The 18347-nt window shown below is 64.8% G+C and carries 16 protein-coding genes and 1 pseudogene; 7 read left to right on the top strand and 10 right to left on the bottom strand.

The window, feature by feature from the left end:
- Positions 1 to 110: 110 nt before the first annotated feature.
- Both DEU36_RS10775 and DEU36_RS10770 read right to left on the bottom strand, forming a co-directional pair.
- Positions 111 to 1214, bottom strand: coding sequence for a site-specific integrase (locus DEU36_RS10775; protein ID WP_120264139.1), 1104 nt, complete (start codon positions 1212 to 1214; stop codon positions 111 to 113).
- A gap of 1 nt (position 1215) precedes the next feature.
- Positions 1216 to 1488 (bottom strand): AlpA family transcriptional regulator, encoded by a 273-nt coding sequence (locus DEU36_RS10770; protein ID WP_120264138.1) that lies wholly within the window; start codon positions 1486 to 1488, stop codon positions 1216 to 1218.
- Between the two features lie 738 nt (positions 1489 to 2226).
- Between DEU36_RS10770 and DEU36_RS10765 the strand changes: the two genes are divergently transcribed.
- Entirely contained in the window at positions 2227 to 2892 is a 666-nt protein-coding gene (locus tag DEU36_RS10765) for a hypothetical protein (protein ID WP_120264137.1), read from the top strand.
- Positions 2889 to 3650, top strand: a complete 762-nt coding sequence (locus DEU36_RS10760) for a DUF4238 domain-containing protein (protein WP_120264136.1) — start codon at positions 2889 to 2891, stop codon at positions 3648 to 3650. Before DEU36_RS10765 ends, DEU36_RS10760 begins: the two co-directional genes overlap by 4 nt.
- A 97-nt stretch (positions 3651 to 3747) precedes the next feature.
- Here DEU36_RS10760 and DEU36_RS10755 read toward each other — a convergent pair whose 3' ends face one another.
- The 4 genes from DEU36_RS10755 to DEU36_RS10740 all read right to left on the bottom strand — a co-directional run bounded on the left by DEU36_RS10755 (position 3748) and on the right by DEU36_RS10740 (position 9664).
- A complete protein-coding gene (locus DEU36_RS10755; RefSeq protein WP_120264135.1) occupies positions 3748 to 4395 on the bottom strand; it encodes a hypothetical protein in 648 nt (215 codons plus the stop codon).
- 2784 nt (positions 4396 to 7179) lie between these two features.
- The gene (locus DEU36_RS10750) at positions 7180 to 7626 is read right to left on the bottom strand and encodes a hypothetical protein (RefSeq protein WP_120264134.1); all 447 of its coding nucleotides are present in this window, start codon (positions 7624 to 7626) and stop codon (positions 7180 to 7182) included.
- Positions 7627 to 7640: 14 nt separating this feature from the next.
- Positions 7641 to 9353, bottom strand: coding sequence for a hypothetical protein (locus DEU36_RS10745; RefSeq protein ID WP_183045342.1), 1713 nt, complete (start codon positions 9351 to 9353; stop codon positions 7641 to 7643).
- 41 nt (positions 9354 to 9394) lie between these two features.
- Entirely contained in the window at positions 9395 to 9664 is a 270-nt protein-coding gene (locus DEU36_RS10740) for a hypothetical protein (protein ID WP_120264132.1), read from the bottom strand.
- An 842-nt stretch (positions 9665 to 10506) separates the two neighbouring features.
- Here DEU36_RS10740 and DEU36_RS10735 point away from each other — a divergent pair.
- The 3 genes and pseudogenes from DEU36_RS10735 to DEU36_RS10720 all read left to right on the top strand — a co-directional run.
- Positions 10507 to 11696, top strand: a pseudogene (locus tag DEU36_RS10735) (IS3 family transposase); the annotation flags it as partial.
- 1209 nt (positions 11697 to 12905) lie between these two features.
- Positions 12906 to 13484, top strand: a complete 579-nt coding sequence (locus DEU36_RS10725; RefSeq protein ID WP_120264499.1) for a hypothetical protein — start codon at positions 12906 to 12908, stop codon at positions 13482 to 13484.
- A gap of 10 nt (positions 13485 to 13494) precedes the next feature.
- Positions 13495 to 14136, top strand: a complete 642-nt coding sequence (locus DEU36_RS10720; protein WP_120264130.1) for an HNH endonuclease — start codon at positions 13495 to 13497, stop codon at positions 14134 to 14136.
- Positions 14137 to 14161: 25 nt separating this feature from the next.
- Here the strand turns inward: DEU36_RS10720 and DEU36_RS10715 are convergent, their stop codons facing one another.
- From DEU36_RS10715 to DEU36_RS10700, 4 genes are all read right to left on the bottom strand, one after another.
- Positions 14162 to 14935 (bottom strand): hypothetical protein, encoded by a 774-nt coding sequence (locus tag DEU36_RS10715; RefSeq protein ID WP_147374385.1) that lies wholly within the window; start codon positions 14933 to 14935, stop codon positions 14162 to 14164.
- A 176-nt stretch (positions 14936 to 15111) separates the two neighbouring features.
- Positions 15112 to 15492, bottom strand: coding sequence for a hypothetical protein (locus DEU36_RS10710; protein WP_259455313.1), 381 nt, complete (start codon positions 15490 to 15492; stop codon positions 15112 to 15114).
- A gap of 133 nt (positions 15493 to 15625) precedes the next feature.
- Entirely contained in the window at positions 15626 to 16243 is a 618-nt protein-coding gene (locus tag DEU36_RS10705; RefSeq protein ID WP_120264128.1) for a hypothetical protein, read from the bottom strand.
- On the bottom strand, positions 16236 to 17156 hold the full coding sequence (locus tag DEU36_RS10700) for a RimK family alpha-L-glutamate ligase (protein WP_147374384.1): 921 nt from the start codon (positions 17154 to 17156) through the stop codon (positions 16236 to 16238). The genes DEU36_RS10705 and DEU36_RS10700 overlap by 8 nt, the downstream gene beginning before the upstream one ends.
- A gap of 366 nt (positions 17157 to 17522) precedes the next feature.
- Between DEU36_RS10700 and DEU36_RS16010 the strand changes: the two genes are divergently transcribed.
- Together DEU36_RS16010 and DEU36_RS10695 are read left to right on the top strand one after the other, a co-directional pair.
- Complete coding sequence (locus DEU36_RS16010) at positions 17523 to 17873, top strand: VOC family protein (RefSeq protein ID WP_147374383.1); 351 nt, start codon at positions 17523 to 17525, stop codon at positions 17871 to 17873.
- A 114-nt stretch (positions 17874 to 17987) separates the two neighbouring features.
- Positions 17988 to 18317 carry a hypothetical protein gene (locus DEU36_RS10695; protein ID WP_120264126.1) on the top strand — a complete coding sequence of 110 codons (330 nt, stop codon included), beginning with the start codon at positions 17988 to 17990 and terminating at the stop codon, positions 18315 to 18317.
- The last annotated feature ends 30 nt before the right edge of the window (positions 18318 to 18347 follow it).

The raw sequence follows: 18347 nt of genomic DNA, 5'->3' as shown, positions 1-18347 counted from the left end.
TTTTTGCTCGTTTTCGTGCACATCTGCGCGGGCAAGCTCACACATGCGCACGGGCACCCACACCTAAAAGTGCACCAAAATGCACCACGAGCCGCGCTTCACCGGACCCGTCAGTCAGCTCGCGATAGCTGCTCCGCACGCCCGTGCGTCAACGCGGCGGTGACGTTGTCGAGGTCATCCGGAAAGAGGGCTGCATACGTGTCCAGTGTCACCTTCGCGGACTTGTGCCCGAGCATGCGCTGCACGACCTTGACATTGGCCCCCGCGCTGATGGCGAGAGACGCAGCGGTGTGACGCAGATCGTGCGGGGTTACACGACGGAAGGTGGGATCAGCGTCCATACAACGGCGCACCGCACCGGCGAACCACCCGCTGTAGGTGTTTCCGGGCCGAAGGTACGACCCGCTAGGCCCCTCCCAGAGCCGACCGTCCGGGCTCTTGCCTCTGCAGGCACGTTCGATGGCGCCATCCAGGAACTCTGGATAGGCGACCAAGCGCCTTTCGTGCGACTTCACCGACCCCAGATGATGCGTGCCGTTGACGTCCGCCACAGCTTCCCGGATGTGAGCTCGGCGGCGCTGACGATCAACGTTCCGCACCCGGAGCGCGGTCGCCTCGCCCCACCTGAGCCCCGTGTAGGCGAGGAAACGAATCAGGTCAGGATATCGAGATGCGAGGGCAAGCTCCTCGACCTGTGCATGGTCGAGAAACACCTCGTCCGGGATGGGCTTCCTCTTGATCGTGAGCCCGCGAGCCGGATTCTTGAGCACCCTGTTGTCTTCGATGGCGTCGTCGAAGATGCCCGCAAGCAGGTCGCGGGCTCGCGCGACGGTGGTGTGGGACCGCGTGCGGCCGAGATCGGTTAGCCATGCCTCGACCTCGCGTCGGGTGACGGCGCCAACGGCATAGTGACCCCATCGTGGGAGAACGTGCACCCGCCATGCGCTGTCAACGGAGTGATGCGAACTCACCGTCACCTTTGCCTTGTGCCTCGCAAGCCACTCCGCACCGATCTCAGCGACGGTCGCTTTCGCGTCGGCACGGTCGATGTACCCGCCCCGGAGCTTGGCGACTTCGACGGAGGCGAGGTGTGCTTCAGCATCGCGCTTGAGTTTGAAGCCGCGATCATGACCCCGTGAGCCATCGGGCTTGCGGTACCAAACTTCGTAGAGCCGGCCCTTGTTCTTCGTGGCGTACGCCTTGATCGTCCCCACGTCAGCAGGCTTCCTCCGCCGTGCTCGCATGTTCTTGCGCGAGAAGCCACGCATCCACGGCCTCGGGCCGGTAACGAACCGAACGTCCGATTCGGATGTATCTGGGACCGCGGCCAGTGATACGCCATTCGCTGAGGTTGCGCTCGGTAGTGCCAAGTCGATCGGCAAGGGTGTCCGGCCGGATAAGAGCATCGAGCAGTTCCGAGCTAGCGACGGCATCCGCCAAACTGCGCACGGGCCTGGTAGTGGTTGCAGACAAGGGGCATCTCCTCATGGTGTGAGGAGTGCTTCCGACGGATCCCTTGCCCGTCGTTGCGCCCTGTTACGACCGTCGGTCGTGGCACGGGAGTGTCTCCGCGCCGAGCTAGCCGTCATCGCGACAACACTCAGTTTTCGATTAGACCCACATGTTCCCAGGTGCCACCGACATCTCACACTCGGGCGTCTCAGCACGGAGGTCGATGCCACCACGGCGCGCTTGCCGAACCGCTGACCGCACCAGATTCGAGTTGAGGTGGGCCTGATCGTCGTTCTTAGGCGACCGAATCAGGTGTCACTAACGCGAGGCGGGTGCGTGCGAGACCGCAGAACGACGGGTGGAGCTGGTCGTGAACGCCCGCGGGTTCGACAAGCGGTACAACGCCGCCAAGCGCAAGCGCAACGTGCCGATCCGGGCACGATATCGAATCCGGCGATCGTGGCGTTGAGGCCAAGCGAGAGGTCGCGCAGCGTAACCTCCACGGCACCGTGGGCACCCGGACGCTCATAGAGAGCCAGCGTGAACAAGCAGCGCGGGGGTGTCGACGTGGACCGTCCCGTTGAGCCGACGTCACCTCGACGCGAGAGACCGAGGCCGTGCGGAGCCCGGAAGCCGCAGCGCGGACGGCGAAGGACTCCGAGGCCGGACGCGTTGCCGCCAGAGGCAGCCGCGCAGCGACAGCGAACCGTGGCCCGCGGTCAGGAGCGCTGATACCGTGGTGCGTGGCGGCGCCAGATCCTGCATAGCGAGCAGGTGTGGATCGACCTGATCAACGCCCTCGTCGCTGTCGCGACATTGGCCGTCACCGTGGTGATCTACCAGCTAGGTCGCCGCATAGGACTCCGGGGCACGATGCAGCAGCGAGCGGAGACGGCTCGAGAGCTATCCAAGTTCAACCATCGGGTCTACGTCGAAGGCCTCAACAGCAACCTGCTGTTGATGAACGCCCAGCGATACGCCCGGGGCGACTACACCGCCTACCAGACGAACCAAATGATGGGCCTGTCCTGGCGAGGCGACCTGTTCATCGGCGCTGAATTCGTTGGTCTTCGTCACGACGGATTCGAAGTGATCACCGGGGCGGGCGTTGCCGGGCAACCCGACGCACTGCTCGTGCTCTTCATCCCGTTCGACAGAGTGCACTGGGTGAACCTCGATGGCGACGAGAACTTCAACCAAGTGATCGTGTACACCTCGTTTGTCGGGCCCTACCCGTCGCCCCATTCGTACAGTTACGCCGCCGAGCGTCAGCCGTTCAAGATGATGGAAGGTGGGCGCGACTACTACCGGCAGATTCCCGGGTCCGGAGTGCACCGGACCACCGGAATACGAGCCGTATGGGCCGCAGCACCCCAATGGATCAGAGCGCTTCGCCTTAGCCTCTGGGATCAGCGAGCGATGCGGAGAATGAACCGATGACCGTCAAGCGGGCACACATGGTGTCGAAGGGCTATCTCCGCGCCTGGGCAGACAGCGAGGATCATGTCGATGTTCTCGACCTCCAATCGGGCAGGGGCGACCGGATAAAGATCGATGACGCAACGGTCGTGAACCACGCCTACAGGACCAAGCTGCTTCAGCGGGATCTGGAGCGCGAATACTGGGGCGTGGAGAACGCCGGGATCCCCGCGCTGGTGAGACTGCGAGGTAACGACGGGTCATTGACCGAGGCCGATCGCGACGCCGTCATCGCGTTCCTGGACATGCACCTGGACCGCGGCAGGTATGCGGACCAAGCAAGGCGGAACGTTCCCGCAGTGATCTTGAAAGCCGATGGCCTGTCCGAGAATGTGAAGTTCAGCTCCGAGGACGCAACCCTCAGCGTTGCCGATCGTCTTTTGCTGTCGGAGAGCTTCACCGAGGTTCTGCGCCTACGATCGCTGGGGGTCGAGCAGTGGCCGTGGCGGGTCCTTGGGGCTCGACACCTCGCCACAGGGGACGGCGCGGTGCTCCTTTGGGAGCAGACACCCGGTGCCGGCGTGTCCGCGGTCACGTTCCCGCTGTCGCCATCCCAGCTTCTCCTCATAGGAGACCACCTGCCGGACCGTGCTCCACTGAATACGTTACTCGCTCAGAATTGCCGCCGGTGGATCGTAGGAGAACCCGGCACCCTGAACCTGGCTCAGGCCTCGATGATTGCTGCGAAGCGACGAGACACCACTCAACCCAACCCGTAGCGCTCCACGGCTGCATCAATAGCGTCGAGCTCGTGCGCGCGGAGACGTGGGAGACGCTCGCGCACGAGACGAGCACGCGACGCGGGGCCGTCAGCAGTCATTCATCGCCCCCGGCCCGTCGCGTGAAGCGGTGCCACCAGCGACGACGTTCCGGCTCACTGCGCGGATTGAACGCGAACTGGACAATGCTCGTCGACGAGCCGTCGTCGCTGCGTGTGGATGTCGCGTGCACTTCCACACCCTGCTGACGCGCGGCCTCCACCATCGCCTCCTGCTGGCGCGTCGCGTTGTAGATCTGAACCTGGTTACACAAGAGGGTCACCGCTCGTCTGATACCCGCCCACTCGCCGTCGTACGGCGCAGGGAGGGCAACCGTTCGGCTCGCTCCCTGTGCCGGCTTGCCGTCGACGAGCAGATCCCGCAGTCTCGCACTTCGTGTTTGCATCACCGCCTGCAGCGCGCTCACATCTGTGACGGAGCCGACAGCTTGGGCGACGAACTCGCACTCGGGCTGGATCTCCGAGGGCACATCCTGACCGCCTGTGGCACGGAGCACGCGTGCCAGCTCGATCGACGCGGCGACTACGCGTTCATCGTCGGCGACCATCTCCAACAGCGTCGAGATCGTGCCGACGTCGTCGGTCGGCAGATGACCGGCGGCGTGTTTGTTTTGCCACTCCACGGTCTTCATACCCTCTCGTACGAGCGCGCTGACGGCGGGGAGGGTGTCTGCGTTCAGGCTCATCTTGCGAACTCTTATCTCCTGGTCAGGCGGTGCGGCGCGGAGAAACAGCGAGACCCCCTGATCCACGTGTGTGGGGGGGTCTGCATCCCCAAGCCTATCTGGCTCCGTTCCTTCGACCAACGGAAACTGCAGCGGGACACACATTCCCGGCTGCTCTTTAACGCGAGCCCCTATCACCTGAACGACCAAGCGTTCGTCTGCGTCCTGGCCTCGCAAGGTCGATCGACTTCGGGAGCTTTCCGCTGCGGGGTACGGCAAGTGCTGCGGCGCACTGCGCCGCCCCGTCTGCGCAGGTAGTAGAGCCAGCGGAATCCGAGCAATCCTCATGCAGGGAGACGGCCGGGACCGCAGCCGACCTTGCGGCGTAGGGAGTGCGGAGGCTCACCAGCGAAGCGCTCGGATACGAACCGCGCCTCGGGCGGCGCCCCAACCTCCAGCTCAGATACGCGGCAGGAGCGGCAGCAATGATTCCGTTAAAGATTCGCGCAACGAGTCCCCGGCGTGTGTGCGGCCCCACCCCGAGGCGGGTGCACGAACAAGCGGCGCAGCTTGACATGCTGCGACCGGTCTAGAAGGGCTTCCTCACCCACGGGGCGGAGTCAGCGGGATCCCAGAGACACGCAGGGTGATGGTCTTGGCGCCGAGCTGAGTGATCGCGACGACCGGCTCGAGCGCGTGGTTCACAGCGACCAATTCGCGCTGCTGTCGTCGAAGTGCCAAGTCAGCGCAAAGTGCAGGAGGTGAACGCGCGCGGTCTTTTCGAGACGCCTCCTCCGGGGTCGGCGGCTCTCGCTCGTCGGCGCGTGGCTGCCGCGCGACGGACCACGTAGGCCACACGCCAGCGACCTCGCAGAGGTCCCGATCTCGGCGACCTACTTCGCCGCCGCCCGGTCGCGCTCGACAGGCATCACGAGATCGGAACCTCCTCGCTGCGGCGCGAAGCGACGCAGCGGTCGAAGCGCCGTCTCCTCCGCGCATCCTCCGCGGCATCGCCGCACCGTCTCTCCCGCGTCCGCGAAGGACGCGGCGGGAGCACCCGAAGACGCCCCGGTGGGGCGTCAGAGGGCGAGGAGCGGCAGCTCCGAGTGAGGGCCCGAGACGCGCCAGCGGTGAGGGTGAGGAAGACCAGGAGACCGAGCGAAGCGACAGTCTCAGGGGCTTCCGAAGAGGTGTCGGCTGTGCCGACCGCAGGGCAAGTTTCGACCGAGCGCAGCGAAGGGTGAAACGCAGCCCGGCGTCACCTCCCCTTATGCTCTTTTCTTCTCTCCCTCGCATCCGAAGCTTCAGCGCCGGATCGAGGTCATTTCTGCTGCTGCATCAGCGGTTTCGTTTGAGTCATCATCCCTGGAAACAGGCTGAGTCAGAGCGCAGCGGCGACTCGGGCTGTTGACAAGGGCGTCAGAAACCGTTGGAAAGACGGGGTCCGGCTGTTGACAAGACTCCAGCCTCTTCGGCGTCTTGTTAACAGCCTCGAGCGCAGCGACGCAGGGGGCGGCATCGCCCTCTGACTCAGACCCCGTCGCGGCCGCGGGCACGCGGTCGCCTTCGCCTCGCATCAGCGCAGGTCGGAGCATCGCTCAGACCTCTTCGGTACGCGCTCTGACACCCTCTGTTGGACGCGGCAGCTCGGCAGAGATGACGTGGCCAGCAGGTCTCGCGACAGCCGCTGCAGGCGGCGCTGGGGGGCTCTTCTTTCGCCTCATCGGCCGCGACTGTGGGGCGGCCAGGACAGCACCGTGGTGGTCACAGAACCGGTCGCCGAGCACCGTCAGGACAGCGGGCGCGCGCAGCGCCTGGGCACCCCGATGCGCCGAGTATCGACGCTCGGCATCCACCCCCGACCCGGAGGCGTTGTCACCTCGCAGCCCCTTGCGGCCGGCCCAGTCACCGTCGCGACCCTTCGCCTACTCGACTTCTCAACTGGCACCGTCCTTGGCCCCCTTGACGCCCAGTTGAGAAGTCAGGACGTCGCTCTCTCACCATCGGAGATCGGGATTCATCGCCGAGCTCCGCTCGGTGATGAGACTGCGCGACCATGCCTCCGGGGCGGAGCCCCCGGGGAAGGCTTTCGCCTCCATCTGGCTCCGCCGGCTGATCTGTTCTCTCGTCGGCAGCACGGCTGCCGGAAGCCCACCGATCGCGCTCTCCATCGGACGCTGGATCAGCTGCTCCAGAAGGGCTGAGGGCTGTTCGGGGCCTCAATGGTGACAGTCTCGCCAGGGCTGACAGGCCGCTCCCCTCCCCCTCTGACGAGATCTCCTCGGGGACGGGCGCGAGTGGAGAGGTGGCGACGCGAACGCGGGCACTCCGAAGGCGGAGAAAGCGCAGCGAACGAAGCCGGAGGGTGGAAGCGGGCGCAGCGACGCAGCTCCAGTCGCTAGGGGTCTCGCAGGTCGCCCCCATCGCTTCACACCCCCGACCCTCCAGCCCGCCTCGAGGAGCTCGAACACCCGACTCCGGGCCCGAAACCGTGACCATCGCCCGGCCACGAACCGCCCACGAAACACCCAGTCGTGACCACGGCGTGACCGGATGGTGGGCGCCAAGGTACGGGCGGCCAGCGTCAGCGGCTGAGATCGAGTCCTTGAAAGGGCCAATCAGGGCGGCGACCGCCGCGTGACCGGAGGCCGGACACCGTGTGACCACGGCGCGCCCACCACCCGGTCACGACACCCACGTCGTGTGTAGGTGGGGCGTCGCTGGGCCGGGGGCTGACCACGCGCCGGACAGGGCGGGGTCAGGCGACGGGCCGAGTGGGTGGTCGATGTGCTGTCGCCGCCTCGGTTACTCCGTCGGAGGCTGTCCTACCCCGCAGGGAGTCAGACCGAGCAGATCGACGACAATGCCTCCGTCAACCTCGAGAACTTTCACGTCGAGTAGGGCGCCGCTGGCGTGATCGAGAGCGACGGCAGGTGACTTGATGTCCACCGTCTCAGCGACCACGAAGTCTTTGCCGAGGCGACCGGGGAGGGCATCGACAAACGCCTCCCCGTCAAACTCAGGCCCCGGCGTGACACCCCAACGAAGGGTGGCGTAGTACGTGTCGTCGCCGCACGCGAGGTAGGTCGGGTCAGGGGTGACGACCTTCACCACCCCATCCGGGACCTCGTCCGCAATCAGCTGCATCACAGCCTCGGTCTCCGTCTTCGCCTGCTCGAGCGTCGGTCGCTCCGCCACTGCGCACCCCATCATCGTGAAACCCGTCAAAGCAAGAACAGCGACACTCGACATACCTCTCGCCGACCTCACTTGTGCGCCACTTCCGCGAAGATGCGTTCTAAGTGCCGGTGCGTGCTTCGATTGACTGACGGGTCCGGAGAGATGACGCCCTCGTGTTGACCAAGCGGGTCGAAGCCGATGAACCCGGAGTCGAGCTCGGTGAAGCCGTTTACTTTGCTGGGAGTCACGGCGTATCCGTACGGGTCGGATTGGACCCCGTCGAACGCCCGGTTGATGTCGCTGGGGCCTTGGATGGCGTAGTAGTCGGTGTCGTCCTGCGCTTCCCAACCGTCCAGCATCCCGATGCCCGCCAGCAGCACTCGGGCTTGGAAGTCAGCGCCCAGCCGTTCGGCTTGCCCGCCCGGGCTTGAGCCGAATGAGTGCTCGACGGAAACGAGAGGTGTCGAGTCGGTGATGACATCCAGTTCCTCCTCGAATGCCGCGTAACGGCTGCCGAGCGGCAGAGCCCACAGGTTCACCTGCGGCCCCAATACCGCCACTTCCGGCGGAGCGAGGTTAGGGAAGAACCCTTGCTTGAGAACGAAGCCGGCGACCTCCACACCGGGGGGTGGGTTATCGACCATCCGCCGTGTCATGGACGTCAGCCCGCCGCCGGCGGTAGACGAGTAGAAGCTGTCCATCGTCGTGTTGGTCCCGGGCATGAAACTCATGATGACATCCGCTTTCGCCACGTCACCGAACATCTCGATGATCTGCTTCCGGTCCCGGTCGTAGTGATAGAGCGACACATCGCCGGCCACCACGCGTTGTAGGTAGTCGATCTCGGTATCCAACGCGGCGAGCCGGTCCTGGTGGTGCTGCTCGCTGACGTGCTCCAGGATCTGACGCAGCATCCAGGGACTGGCGACGCCCGACGGGCCAGCGACGGCGACCGGCCCGTTCAGAGCGAGCTTGCTTCGCTCACGTAGAAGGCCCTCCAGATTCGCCGCCGCGACAAGGCGGTTCGCCGCTTCGCGCACGACAGCCGGGATGCCGCCGAGGGTTCCGATCAGCTCGGGAATGCCGTTCACCAACAGGGTCCGGGTTCCATCGACGAGCGCTCCCCACCAGGTGGCAACCTCCGCCGCCGGAGCGCTGCGGATCTGATCGAGGACCTCAGGATGCACCGCGACAAGCGCCCGAAGGTCAGCCTCCGACATCGATGCGACCAGCGTCAGCAGCCCGCCCCGTGGAATAGCCGCAGCACCTCCGCGAGCGAACACTCCCAGCGCGCCTCGGACGTCCCGGGACGACAGCGCCGAGATCAGTGCGTCGTCGGCTGTGGCGCGCCTCTCACACAGCGCATCCCATTCCGCCTCCACGGCGTCGAGAGCATCCCGGGTGTCGCCGAGCTCGATCTCCAACGCACGAGCGCGAGCGACCGGCTCGGGAAACGAGACGTAGTTGTTCGACGACTCCGCACGCGCAACCCGCAGCTGCCCACGGAGCTCCTCGCGCTCATCCTCGACAACAGCGCGGCGCCGGGCGAGCGAGTCCTGCTCGTCCTTGATCGCACGAACCACCTCCGCGTATCCCCTCAGCGCGCCAGCCGCCGCGCTCATGCCCGTCGCGAGCACCAGCAGATCGGGCTCCACCGCTGCTATCTGGCGTTGGAACGCATCGTGAGCTTCGCCCGACCACGACGAACCGGATGCAGCCTCCGCTGCGGAACGAACGCTCGTCTGCGACGAACGGATACTCTCCGCCCGCTCTCCCCAGTCATCGGCCATGGCAGCCATCGCGGAAGGGTCGCCGGCGCCAGGGTCATTCCGATCGACCATCAGTACGCCATAACCCCGTCGAGATGAGTGAACTCGTTCGCCGACGCCTCCGGACGCCGACCAACAGTCACCAACGTCTCGCTCGCAACCTCCGCGCGGATGCTGTGCTCGGTCGCGACATCCTGCAGAACAGACGCGACCTCGTTCGACCCGATCACGCTCTCGCTGACATGCCCCAGCTCGCCGCAGTTCCTCACAGCGCGGCCCGCCACACCGATCGTGGTTGCCGACGAGCGAAGCGTGTCGAAATCCACGGAAACGTCGGTCATGCCACCCCCCTCAAGGCATCACCAGCCTACGAACGCAGTCGGAGAAGTGAATCACCCAAACGGATGAGAAATCTTCAATCAGGGCGTCAGCCCGAAAGAAGAAGCCCCCGGTCGCAGCTGGTGCTGCGCCGGGGGCGATTCGAGGGCGTCAGGCTGGTCAGCTCTGTGGCGCGTCGGGGCGGGCCCAGGCGGTCATCTCGCTCTCGTGGATGACATCCTCTCGCCCGTCGTTGTACCTGACCCATGCGCGCCGCCGGCCTCGCCAGCCGGTGGTCGCGAGGATCAGCACCCCTTCGTGCTCGGGTGGGTCGAGCTCATCGTGGCCTCTGAGTCGTAGATCAACCGTGCGCCCCGTGGCTGAGGCGAGGGACCGATAGGGACGATGTCGAGGCATGTGCTCTTCCTATCGGGCACCACCGGCATCTCGCGTCGCGCTCGACAGCGCAAAGCAAGAACCCCCGCCACCCGAAGGCGACGAGGGTTCGAGTACGGGAGCCTCAGTAGCCGCGATCGGCGGCGTCGACGAGCGCTACCAAATGACCCCACCCAGCAGGGCGCAACCAAGTGACCCCAACCAGCCGGGTAACAGCGAATGACGCCATTCAGCGCGCCGCACAGCACAAGCCCGCCCGAAGGCCCCGCTCAGCACAGGGGCGCCACCACTTGACCCCACCCAGCAGGGCGTCGCCAGATGACGCCATTCAGGAGCAACGCAATACAGGCGCCACCAAATGGTTCCGCCCAACAGCCGCCACCAAATGACCCCACCCAACAGCGGCCACCAAATGACCCCATGAATCGGCCTGACTTGCGTTCCGTTCTTGAAGTAAGGATGGAACACGATGAACAGGAAGTACTCGCTGGAGATGCGTGAGCGGGCGTTGCGGATGCTCGCCGAGTCGCGGCCCGAGCACCCGACGATGATGAGCGCCGTCCGGCATGTTGCTGGGCTGCTCGGGATGAGCCCTGAGACGCTGCGGTTGTGGCAGCGCCGCTACGAGGTCGACGCGGGCGTGAAGCCCGGACTGACGACCGACGCCGCGGCGGAGATCAAGCGCCTGCAGAAGGAGAACGCCGAACTGCGCAAAGCCAATGAGATCCTCAAGGCTGCGAGTGTGTTTTTCGCGAAGGAGCTCGACCGGCCCTGACCGAGATGATCCGGTTCGTCGACGAGCACCGGGATCGTTTCGGGGTCGAGCTCATTTGTCGGGTGTTGCGTCCGGCAGTCCAGGGGTTCCTCACCTCCCGCGGGTATCGAGCCGCGAAGGGCCGTGCGCCGTCTGCACGTCAGCTGCGGGAGGATCTGCTGGTGCCGGAGGTCGCGCGGCTGCACGCGGAGAACTACGGCGTCTACGGGCGTCGGAAGATGCACGCCCTGATGCGCAGGCAAGGCTGGGACGTGGGCCGCGACCAGACTGAGCGGCTGATGCGGCTGGCCGGAGTCCGAGGCGTGAAGAAGTCGAGGAAGGTGTTCACCACGCGCTCCGATAAGGCGGCTGCACTGCCAAGCGATCTCGTGAACCGCCGCTTCACTGCGCCCGCGCCGAGAAGGCTCTGGGTCTGCGACGTGACCTATGTCGCAACGTGGTCCGGGTTCGCTTATGTCGCGTTCGTCACCGACGTCTACTCGCGCCGCATCGTGGGCTGGAACGTCGCAGCAACGCTGCGGTCGGAGATCCTGCCGATGCAAGCGCTCGACATGGCTGCATGGGGTGCCGGCGGGCGCCTCGACGGGCTGATACATCACGCGGACCATGGGTCGAACTACACCGCGATGGTCTACACGGAGCGGATCGTCGAACTCGGTGCGGTCCCCTCGACGGGGACGGTCGGCGACTCGTTCGATAACGCGATGGCCGAGGCCGTGAACAACCTCTACAAGACCGAGCTGATCCGGCAGCGCGGCCCCTGGCGGACCGTTGAGCAGGTCGAGCTGGCGACACTCGAATGGGTGTGGTGGTGGAACAACCAGCGGCTCCACGGCGAGCTCCACATGCGCACCCCCGTCGAGGTCGAGGAGAAGCATTACGCTGACCTCGAATCAGCCAGCCGGCACCTGCCGGACAAGGTTCCCGATAGGAACGAAAGTCAGGCCGATTCACCACCCAACAGCCGCCACCAAATGACCCCACCCAACAGCCGCCACCAAATGACCCCACCCGGCAAACGGCACCGAATACGCCACCTCGTGGTGCCAGCGAACGGCCCGAGCACGCTTCGAGCACCAGGCGGTCCGCGCCGTTGATGGCTCCAACGCATCGGTGGCCGCAGCTCGCCTGGCGCGAGTGCTTCGCCGTGTCGTCTCACCTGACCCATCCCCGCAGGGTGTCGCGCGGCGAGCGGGACGGATCACGCCGAGGATGACTGTCGCGGAACGGCATCGCCGCTTCCCTGAACTGCACGTGGTGGAAGCCGATGAGCCCGCTCGCGCCGTCCTGCACTCGCCTTCGGGAGGGCTCGAGCGGTGACCCAGTCGTGTGTACCGTTCTTTTCGGTACACGCACAAGCGGTCGGCGTTCGGAGAAACAGCTGGTCAGAGGGCGCTTCCCCGCCGACGGCGCGCGGCCGCTCGGTCGATGTACCACTTCGTGTACCGGCGATTTTTGAGGCGAATCTGCCGCTGACCGGGCATTTTGGCGAAATGTACCGTTTGTACCACCGCTGACCGGAAACCCTCACACGTATGCGCATGCGCGTGTGCGTATAGGGGTTCAGGTGGAAAAACGGTACAAACGGTACATTTACTGATCTCTTGAAGAAGAAACAGCTTCTGATCAGGACATACTCCCTGAGCAAGCGGAATCCGGGTGTACCGTTTCGTGGTTCATAAACGGTACAGTAGCAACCCGATAGCCGGGCTGACCGGCCTTTTTCGTGTACCGGCGATTGCGAGCAGAAACGGTACATCGGGCACAGCGGGAGCCCCGCGGAAGGTCAGCCGCCCCCTGATCCCGCGAGCTTCGTCGCAGGCTGGCGGGCGCTCCACCCATGGGATCTCGACGCTGTAGCCGCAGTATCCGCACTCGAACGCCCCATCCGCTGTGCGCATGATCGTGCCGCACAGGTCGCAGTTCGGCTGCTCTCCACCCTCGAGCTCGTCGTACGGCATCACGGCGTCAGCCTAGATCGATCGTGACCACAGAGTCCCGCCTCGTAAATGTCACGAGCATGCCGCGCCGGCATCGATACCGCCAACGGCCGCCTCCCGAGCGATGTCGATCTGCCGCGCTACTGTCTGACCGTGGTGGACACCAAGCAAACGAAGACGATCGGCGAGCACTATGCCGCAGCAGAGCTCGCTCGGCGCGGCTGGGCTCCGGCCTTAACGCGAGACGGCCTCGCACGCACCGACATCCTCGCCGTGCACACGGGATCTGGGCGCCGGCTCGTCGAGGTGCAGGTGAAGACCGCGATGAACACTGCCTGGAAGTACGTCAACTGGCAGCTGGGCGAGAAGAGCCAGCAGCCGAGCGCTTCCGAGACGGAGTACTTCGTGATGGTGGGAGTGCTCTCGGATCTCGCCGTCCCGCCCCGGTTCTTCGTCCTGCCCCGCGCACACGTCGCAGCCGCAGCCTGGATCGGTCATCAACACTGGCTCACCGAGCCCGGTATCCCGACCGGACAACGAAACGCCCCCGCATCACGATCGCGCGTGCACGTTCGCACATTCGAGCGCTACGAAGACCGTTGGGAGCTGCTCGAACTCGATGAGAGCGCATGCCCCGTATTACTGCCGCCGGAATTTCGCGGGTACGCCCTCGAGGACCGTGTCGGGCTTCCCGAAGGACACGCCTGGCGAGACGGACTACCGAGCTGGTGAGCCCTAGACCGTGACGGAGATCCTCACCTTCAATGGCGATGATGTCGAGCGGTACGCCAGTCACCTTCAGGATGTCGCGCGCGCTGTTGCCGCCGGTCATCTCGGCACTGCCCAGCAGCTACTCGCTCCGATCGCCGGCGAGGTGTGGGTCGGCAAGCTGAGCGCCAACACGCGCCAATCTGCCGCTGACGTCCTGGCCAAGCCTGCGGCGCGCATCAGACGAATCAGTGACGACCGGCTGCGCGCTCAGGTGTTCATCCGGGACGGTTTCCGCTGCACGTCTTGTGGTGGGCGCGCCATCCCGCGGAGCATCCTCGTCGCTCTACACGACCTGTTCCCTGCTGAACTTCCCTACGACCGCCATTACGGCCGCGGCAAGGTGCACCCCGTGTTCTGGGCACTTGCTCCCGAGGCCGACCATATCCTCGCCCACAGCCGCGGCGGTGCGAACGACCTCGAAAACCTCACGACGTTGCACGCATCTTGCAACACCCAGAAGTCAGACGCCGAAGTGGCACCCATCCCACGCTATGGGGGACTCGAATCGTGGGACGGTCTCACCTCCTACTACTCGGCGCTCATCGTCGCTGGGGCCGGGCAAGTTCGTCCCCGGTACCACCGTGATTGGTCACGCCGCTTGAGCCCGAGCTGACAGCTCTGAATTTTCGCGCCGCCCCTCAGCGTTCGATTGCGTCTGGCGGCAGCACCAACGGGACAATCGACCAGCCCGCGCCTCGCACCCACCGCAGCATCCCTCGGGGCCGTCCGACGAGCAGGCTCGCGACCCACACGTCGGTGATCGACTCGGGCACGCGAGGATCCCGCTCCGGCAGCGGCGGGGGCTCGTCGTCGTCCCAGGCTTCGAGCTGATCGTTCGCGCTCCAGGCGGCTGCCGACCCCACCCAGATGAACGCATGCTGACGTGCGCCACCGTGCTCAGCGAGCTTTCGAGGCACGTCGTTGTGCCGGTCAAGGAAGTCGTCGAGCCAGTCGCTGAACGACTGCCCGTAGTCCCAGCTGTTCCAGCCCGCCGGCAGGAGCCGGATGTAGCCGTACTCACCGTCCAAGGGATGAGCGTCTTCGATGCCGAGGCGCTCAAGCACCTCGGGAACCACCTCGAGGCGCAGCAGCGTCTCGTGCGCGATGATCAGGTCCGGAAGCTGCCGTCTCAGACCCTTGACGTTCGCCCGAGCGTGAATCAGGCTCACCGCCCAGGCCTGGGAGGAGGGAGCGATGTCGATGCGGCGGCCCAGCTGCTTCAGCGCCGCGGACATCCGCAGGTATTCGTCGTCGTGAGCCGTGACGACCTCGAGCGGTTCGATTCCAGAGGGGCCGTGAATGAGCACGTCTGGCATCCCCTGCGTTCGACCGTCGTCGTATAGGTGAGCGGGGACACCGAGCTCGGCGACCACGACGTCGCGAGCCCACCTCTCTTCTGGGCGATCACGCATGTGGTTGACGATACGGCGGGTTCGCGTGAGCGCATCGCTACTCAGCCCCATCTCACTTCAAGGGGTCTGTACTTGACCCGCGATATTCGCAGTTATCGGCGCTATCCAGACGAACGCGCTCGGCGGCGGGGCTTCGGGGAGGCGTCAGAGCACATTCACGCTCGCGCAGCGCCCGGTCACTCGTCGATGTCGCCGGTGATGAAGGCCGCGGCAGCCCGCGCTACAGCGTCGTGACGATCCTCACGGATCGCGGTGACTGGCGTCGCCTCATTCAGCAGGGGGTTGCTTCCGATGAACCACTGGCGGACAACCTGATCACCATCGGCTGCCGCGAGTAGCGCCCACTGGCGGTGAGCGAACTGCAGTCGCTTCGCGAAATGGTCTCGGGGCTCGGGGCCCTCCGGCTTGGCCCAGCGATTCGGGAGCTCGCGATCCTTCGAGCCAGAGAGAGCGGCCACGAGCGTCGAGCCGAGCACCGCATTCAGCTCGCGGACGATGTCATGGATGTCCATCTCGGCGGTGCGTCCGTGTTGAGTGGTCACTGCTGATGCGCGCACAGCATCAGCGTACGCTCGTTGCTCGGCGAGCGCTCTGAGCGCGCTTCGAGATCATACCGCTGACCAACGTTATGTCGGTTTACAGTAGGTGACGGTCGCACAAAGCCCGAACCGCTAGTCCCCTACGAGCGCTTCATCCGATGGCTACGAGCCACCCGACTCCTAGAAGGAGACAGGCAACGATCAGCACCGCCACGGCGTTTCGCAGGATTGTGATCTGAGTAGCGACCGTTTCTTCGCCGGTTCCCACAGACATCGCGTATGCCTTCGACACCGCCCAGCGCACGGGCGAATCCTGCTGTGAGACTAACGCCGCGTCGACGTCAGTGAGATCCTTGCGTGCTACGACGATCCCGGCAGCACCTAGCAGGCAAAGGAGCGCCAAGCCGAGCGACAGCGCCCAGATCAAGAAGGCCACGAGATTCGGGATGATGTGAGGCAGCGCGGCCAGCGCGAGGGTGAAGACGCCCAGGGTCGTGGTGAATAAGAACTGCGCCCGAGCTCGCACGTTCTCCAGCTCCTGCCGTTGACGCGCGAGCTGCGCGCGCCCCTGCTCGATCAGGAGATCATGGTCTCCGTCGTTCCATCCCGACTGCTTCCCGACCTCGATCTGATGAACCGGGAACGAGGGGACGACATGTCCTGGCGAAACAAGCGCCACCACGTGAGCGAAGTAGATCCGCCATTCCAAGCGAGCGCTGGCCCTCCACCTTGCGAATGCCGTCATACCGGTGGGATCAACGTCAGCCATCGAGCCACCGAGCGATGGCCCTCGCGACCTCATCTCCTATTGGATCCGGCAAGAACATCCACTGACCGCTCGGATTCACGTCGACGATGGAGTAGCCGTCATCTGTCTCGATCCAGTCCTGGCTGCTGTAGCCAAGGCCCAGCTCGTTGGCGACAGCGAGGGCCGCGCTGCTCAGCTCATCGGGCACCGTCATGGCTACGAAAGATGTGTGAGCGGCGGGCAGCGCGCGCCAGTCGACAGGCAATCCGGCCGCATCGACACATCCGCCCCACACCTGTCCTCCCACAACGACTACGCGATGGTGACGGCGGGCCGTGAGTCTCTTCTGCAGCAAGAACGGCGCCGCCGCCAGCATCTGATCGTCAACCTCGTCTATCGACATCGCACGCGCGAAGACGTTAAACGCCTTCTCGCCCGCAAAGTAATGTCCAGGCCCAAGCGGCTTCGCGACGAACTCGCTTCCTAGCCGCTCTTCTAGCGCATCACGCTGATTCGTTACGACCGTCGCCGGGGTGTCGATCTGCAACCTGCGCATCGCGGCTTCCATCACCAACTTGTTCTCGGCCGCGGTGATGCTGTCGATGCCAGAAAGCCAATGGATGCCACGGGCGCGCAACAGCGCGCCAATGATGGTGAGCCACGACGCCCGGATGGCCGCGTCGAGGGACTCTGCCTGAACATCGACCAACCAATCCGGGGGCGCGAGTCTCCGAGCCCAGCCACGGATGGTTACGTTCGTTTCTCCAGCGAGATCTATCTCGGTGTCTTCAAGCACAAGTTGGCCTTCAGACCAGATGAACTTCGTCGAGGCGAGGCTCACGGCGTCGACGATCACAGGCTTTGCCGTGAGGTGAGTCAGCACCGCGGAAACATGCGGGTCGCGTCGTTCGCCGACAATTACCGTCGATGTCACGGAACTGGGAGACCCGTCCCGGTGAATGCCACGGCCATCGCACGATCGTTATCGACTGTCTCGATCGTTGCGGTCAGGGACGTCGACGGGCTCGGTGGCCGCGGGCGATCGGCAAGCTCAACGTTCAGCACGCCGTACAGGCTGGACGGCCGCGAACTAGGTTCGTCTGCATCTTTCATAACCGAACCGTACCCGCTTGCGGCGTCGTGGTCCAAGAAAGGGCAACACAACCAGCGCGCCCGCGGTACCGCGGATGTAAAGGTGGTGCGCGGGGCTGAGTCAACGAGCCTGTCGGAACGATCGATTTCGGACCGCGCTGTTAGCGCAGCAGAGGTAGTGCTGGCTTGTTGCAGCTAGGTTGACATCATGGAGCTGAAAGCCGCCACTGTGGGAATCCCTGTCCGCGATCTCGACGCTGCCACGTCCTGGTATCGGTCTGTGCTCAGCCTGAAAGCCGTTCACCTCGCGCCCCTGGAGGGCCTTGTCGAGTTCAACCTTGGGCCCATTTGGCTTCAACTCGCACTCGACCCGGATCACGCCGGAGTGGAAGGCATCTCGCTGAATTTGAGCGTGCCGGACGCGCCCGCCGAGCATGCGCGGTTCGCCGGTCTCGGCCTCGATGTATCCGAGGTGCAGCGCTTCGAGGGTGTCGTAGGGTTCTTCACCCTGACCGATCCCGATGGGAACAAGCTGGGGTTCGTCACCGAACTGGCGTGACTTCGGGCTATCCGCGGGCGCTGCGGGCGAATACGCGGATAGAAGCCCCTGGTGCGAAACCGATCGGGTTCGCACAAACAGGGCGTCAGGCCGTATGTTGACGGGGTGCCTCACGTGTCTCAGGAAACCCGCTCCGTACTCAAAGCTCTCGTCGCAATCTTCTTTGTCGTCGTTCTGATCGCAGTCGGCTTCATCCCCTTGGCCGGCGACGGAGAGGGCCGTCGCTTCTGGGTGTTCGTATACGCCCTGGTCGCGGTTGGCCTAGGTCTGTGGAGGATGGTTCTGACGATCTGGATGCACAGGGACGACGCTCCTACTGCGGTGGAGGCCCAGCAACGGACGCACAGAAACCAAGCACTGTTGCTTGACGTCTTCATGGTGGTCTTCGGTGCGCCCGCGGCCCTTCTCGGCGCGTTCAGCTTCCTCATCTCGACCCAGCACTGAACGGGTCCGAAACCGATCGATTGCGGCACG

This window comes from Microbacterium sp. AG238, assembly GCF_003610405.1.
GTDB lineage: Bacteria > Actinomycetota > Actinomycetes > Actinomycetales > Microbacteriaceae > Microbacterium.
The sequence above is the reverse complement of the archived record's forward strand: the minus strand, read 5'-3'. Positions and strand labels throughout refer to the sequence as shown.

What these genes read in the sequence shown, in the direction of transcription:
- DEU36_RS10770 (WP_120264138.1), bottom strand. Translation starts at nt 1,488, where the DNA reads ATGAGGAGATGCCCCTTGTCTGCAACCACTACCAGGCCCGTGCGCAGT.
- DEU36_RS10760 (WP_120264136.1), top strand. Translation starts at nt 2,889, where the DNA reads ATGACCGTCAAGCGGGCACACATGGTGTCGAAGGGCTATCTCCGCGCC.
- DEU36_RS10755 (WP_120264135.1), bottom strand. Translation starts at nt 4,395, where the DNA reads ATGAGCCTGAACGCAGACACCCTCCCCGCCGTCAGCGCGCTCGTACGA.
- DEU36_RS10750 (WP_120264134.1), bottom strand. Translation starts at nt 7,626, where the DNA reads ATGTCGAGTGTCGCTGTTCTTGCTTTGACGGGTTTCACGATGATGGGG.
- DEU36_RS10745 (WP_183045342.1), bottom strand. Translation starts at nt 9,353, where the DNA reads ATGGCTGCCATGGCCGATGACTGGGGAGAGCGGGCGGAGAGTATCCGT.
- DEU36_RS10740 (WP_120264132.1), bottom strand. Translation starts at nt 9,664, where the DNA reads ATGACCGACGTTTCCGTGGATTTCGACACGCTTCGCTCGTCGGCAACC.
- DEU36_RS10715 (WP_147374385.1), bottom strand. Translation starts at nt 14,935, where the DNA reads ATGCGTGATCGCCCAGAAGAGAGGTGGGCTCGCGACGTCGTGGTCGCC.
- DEU36_RS10705 (WP_120264128.1), bottom strand. Translation starts at nt 16,243, where the DNA reads ATGGCTGACGTTGATCCCACCGGTATGACGGCATTCGCAAGGTGGAGG.
- DEU36_RS16010 (WP_147374383.1), top strand. Translation starts at nt 17,523, where the DNA reads ATGGAGCTGAAAGCCGCCACTGTGGGAATCCCTGTCCGCGATCTCGAC.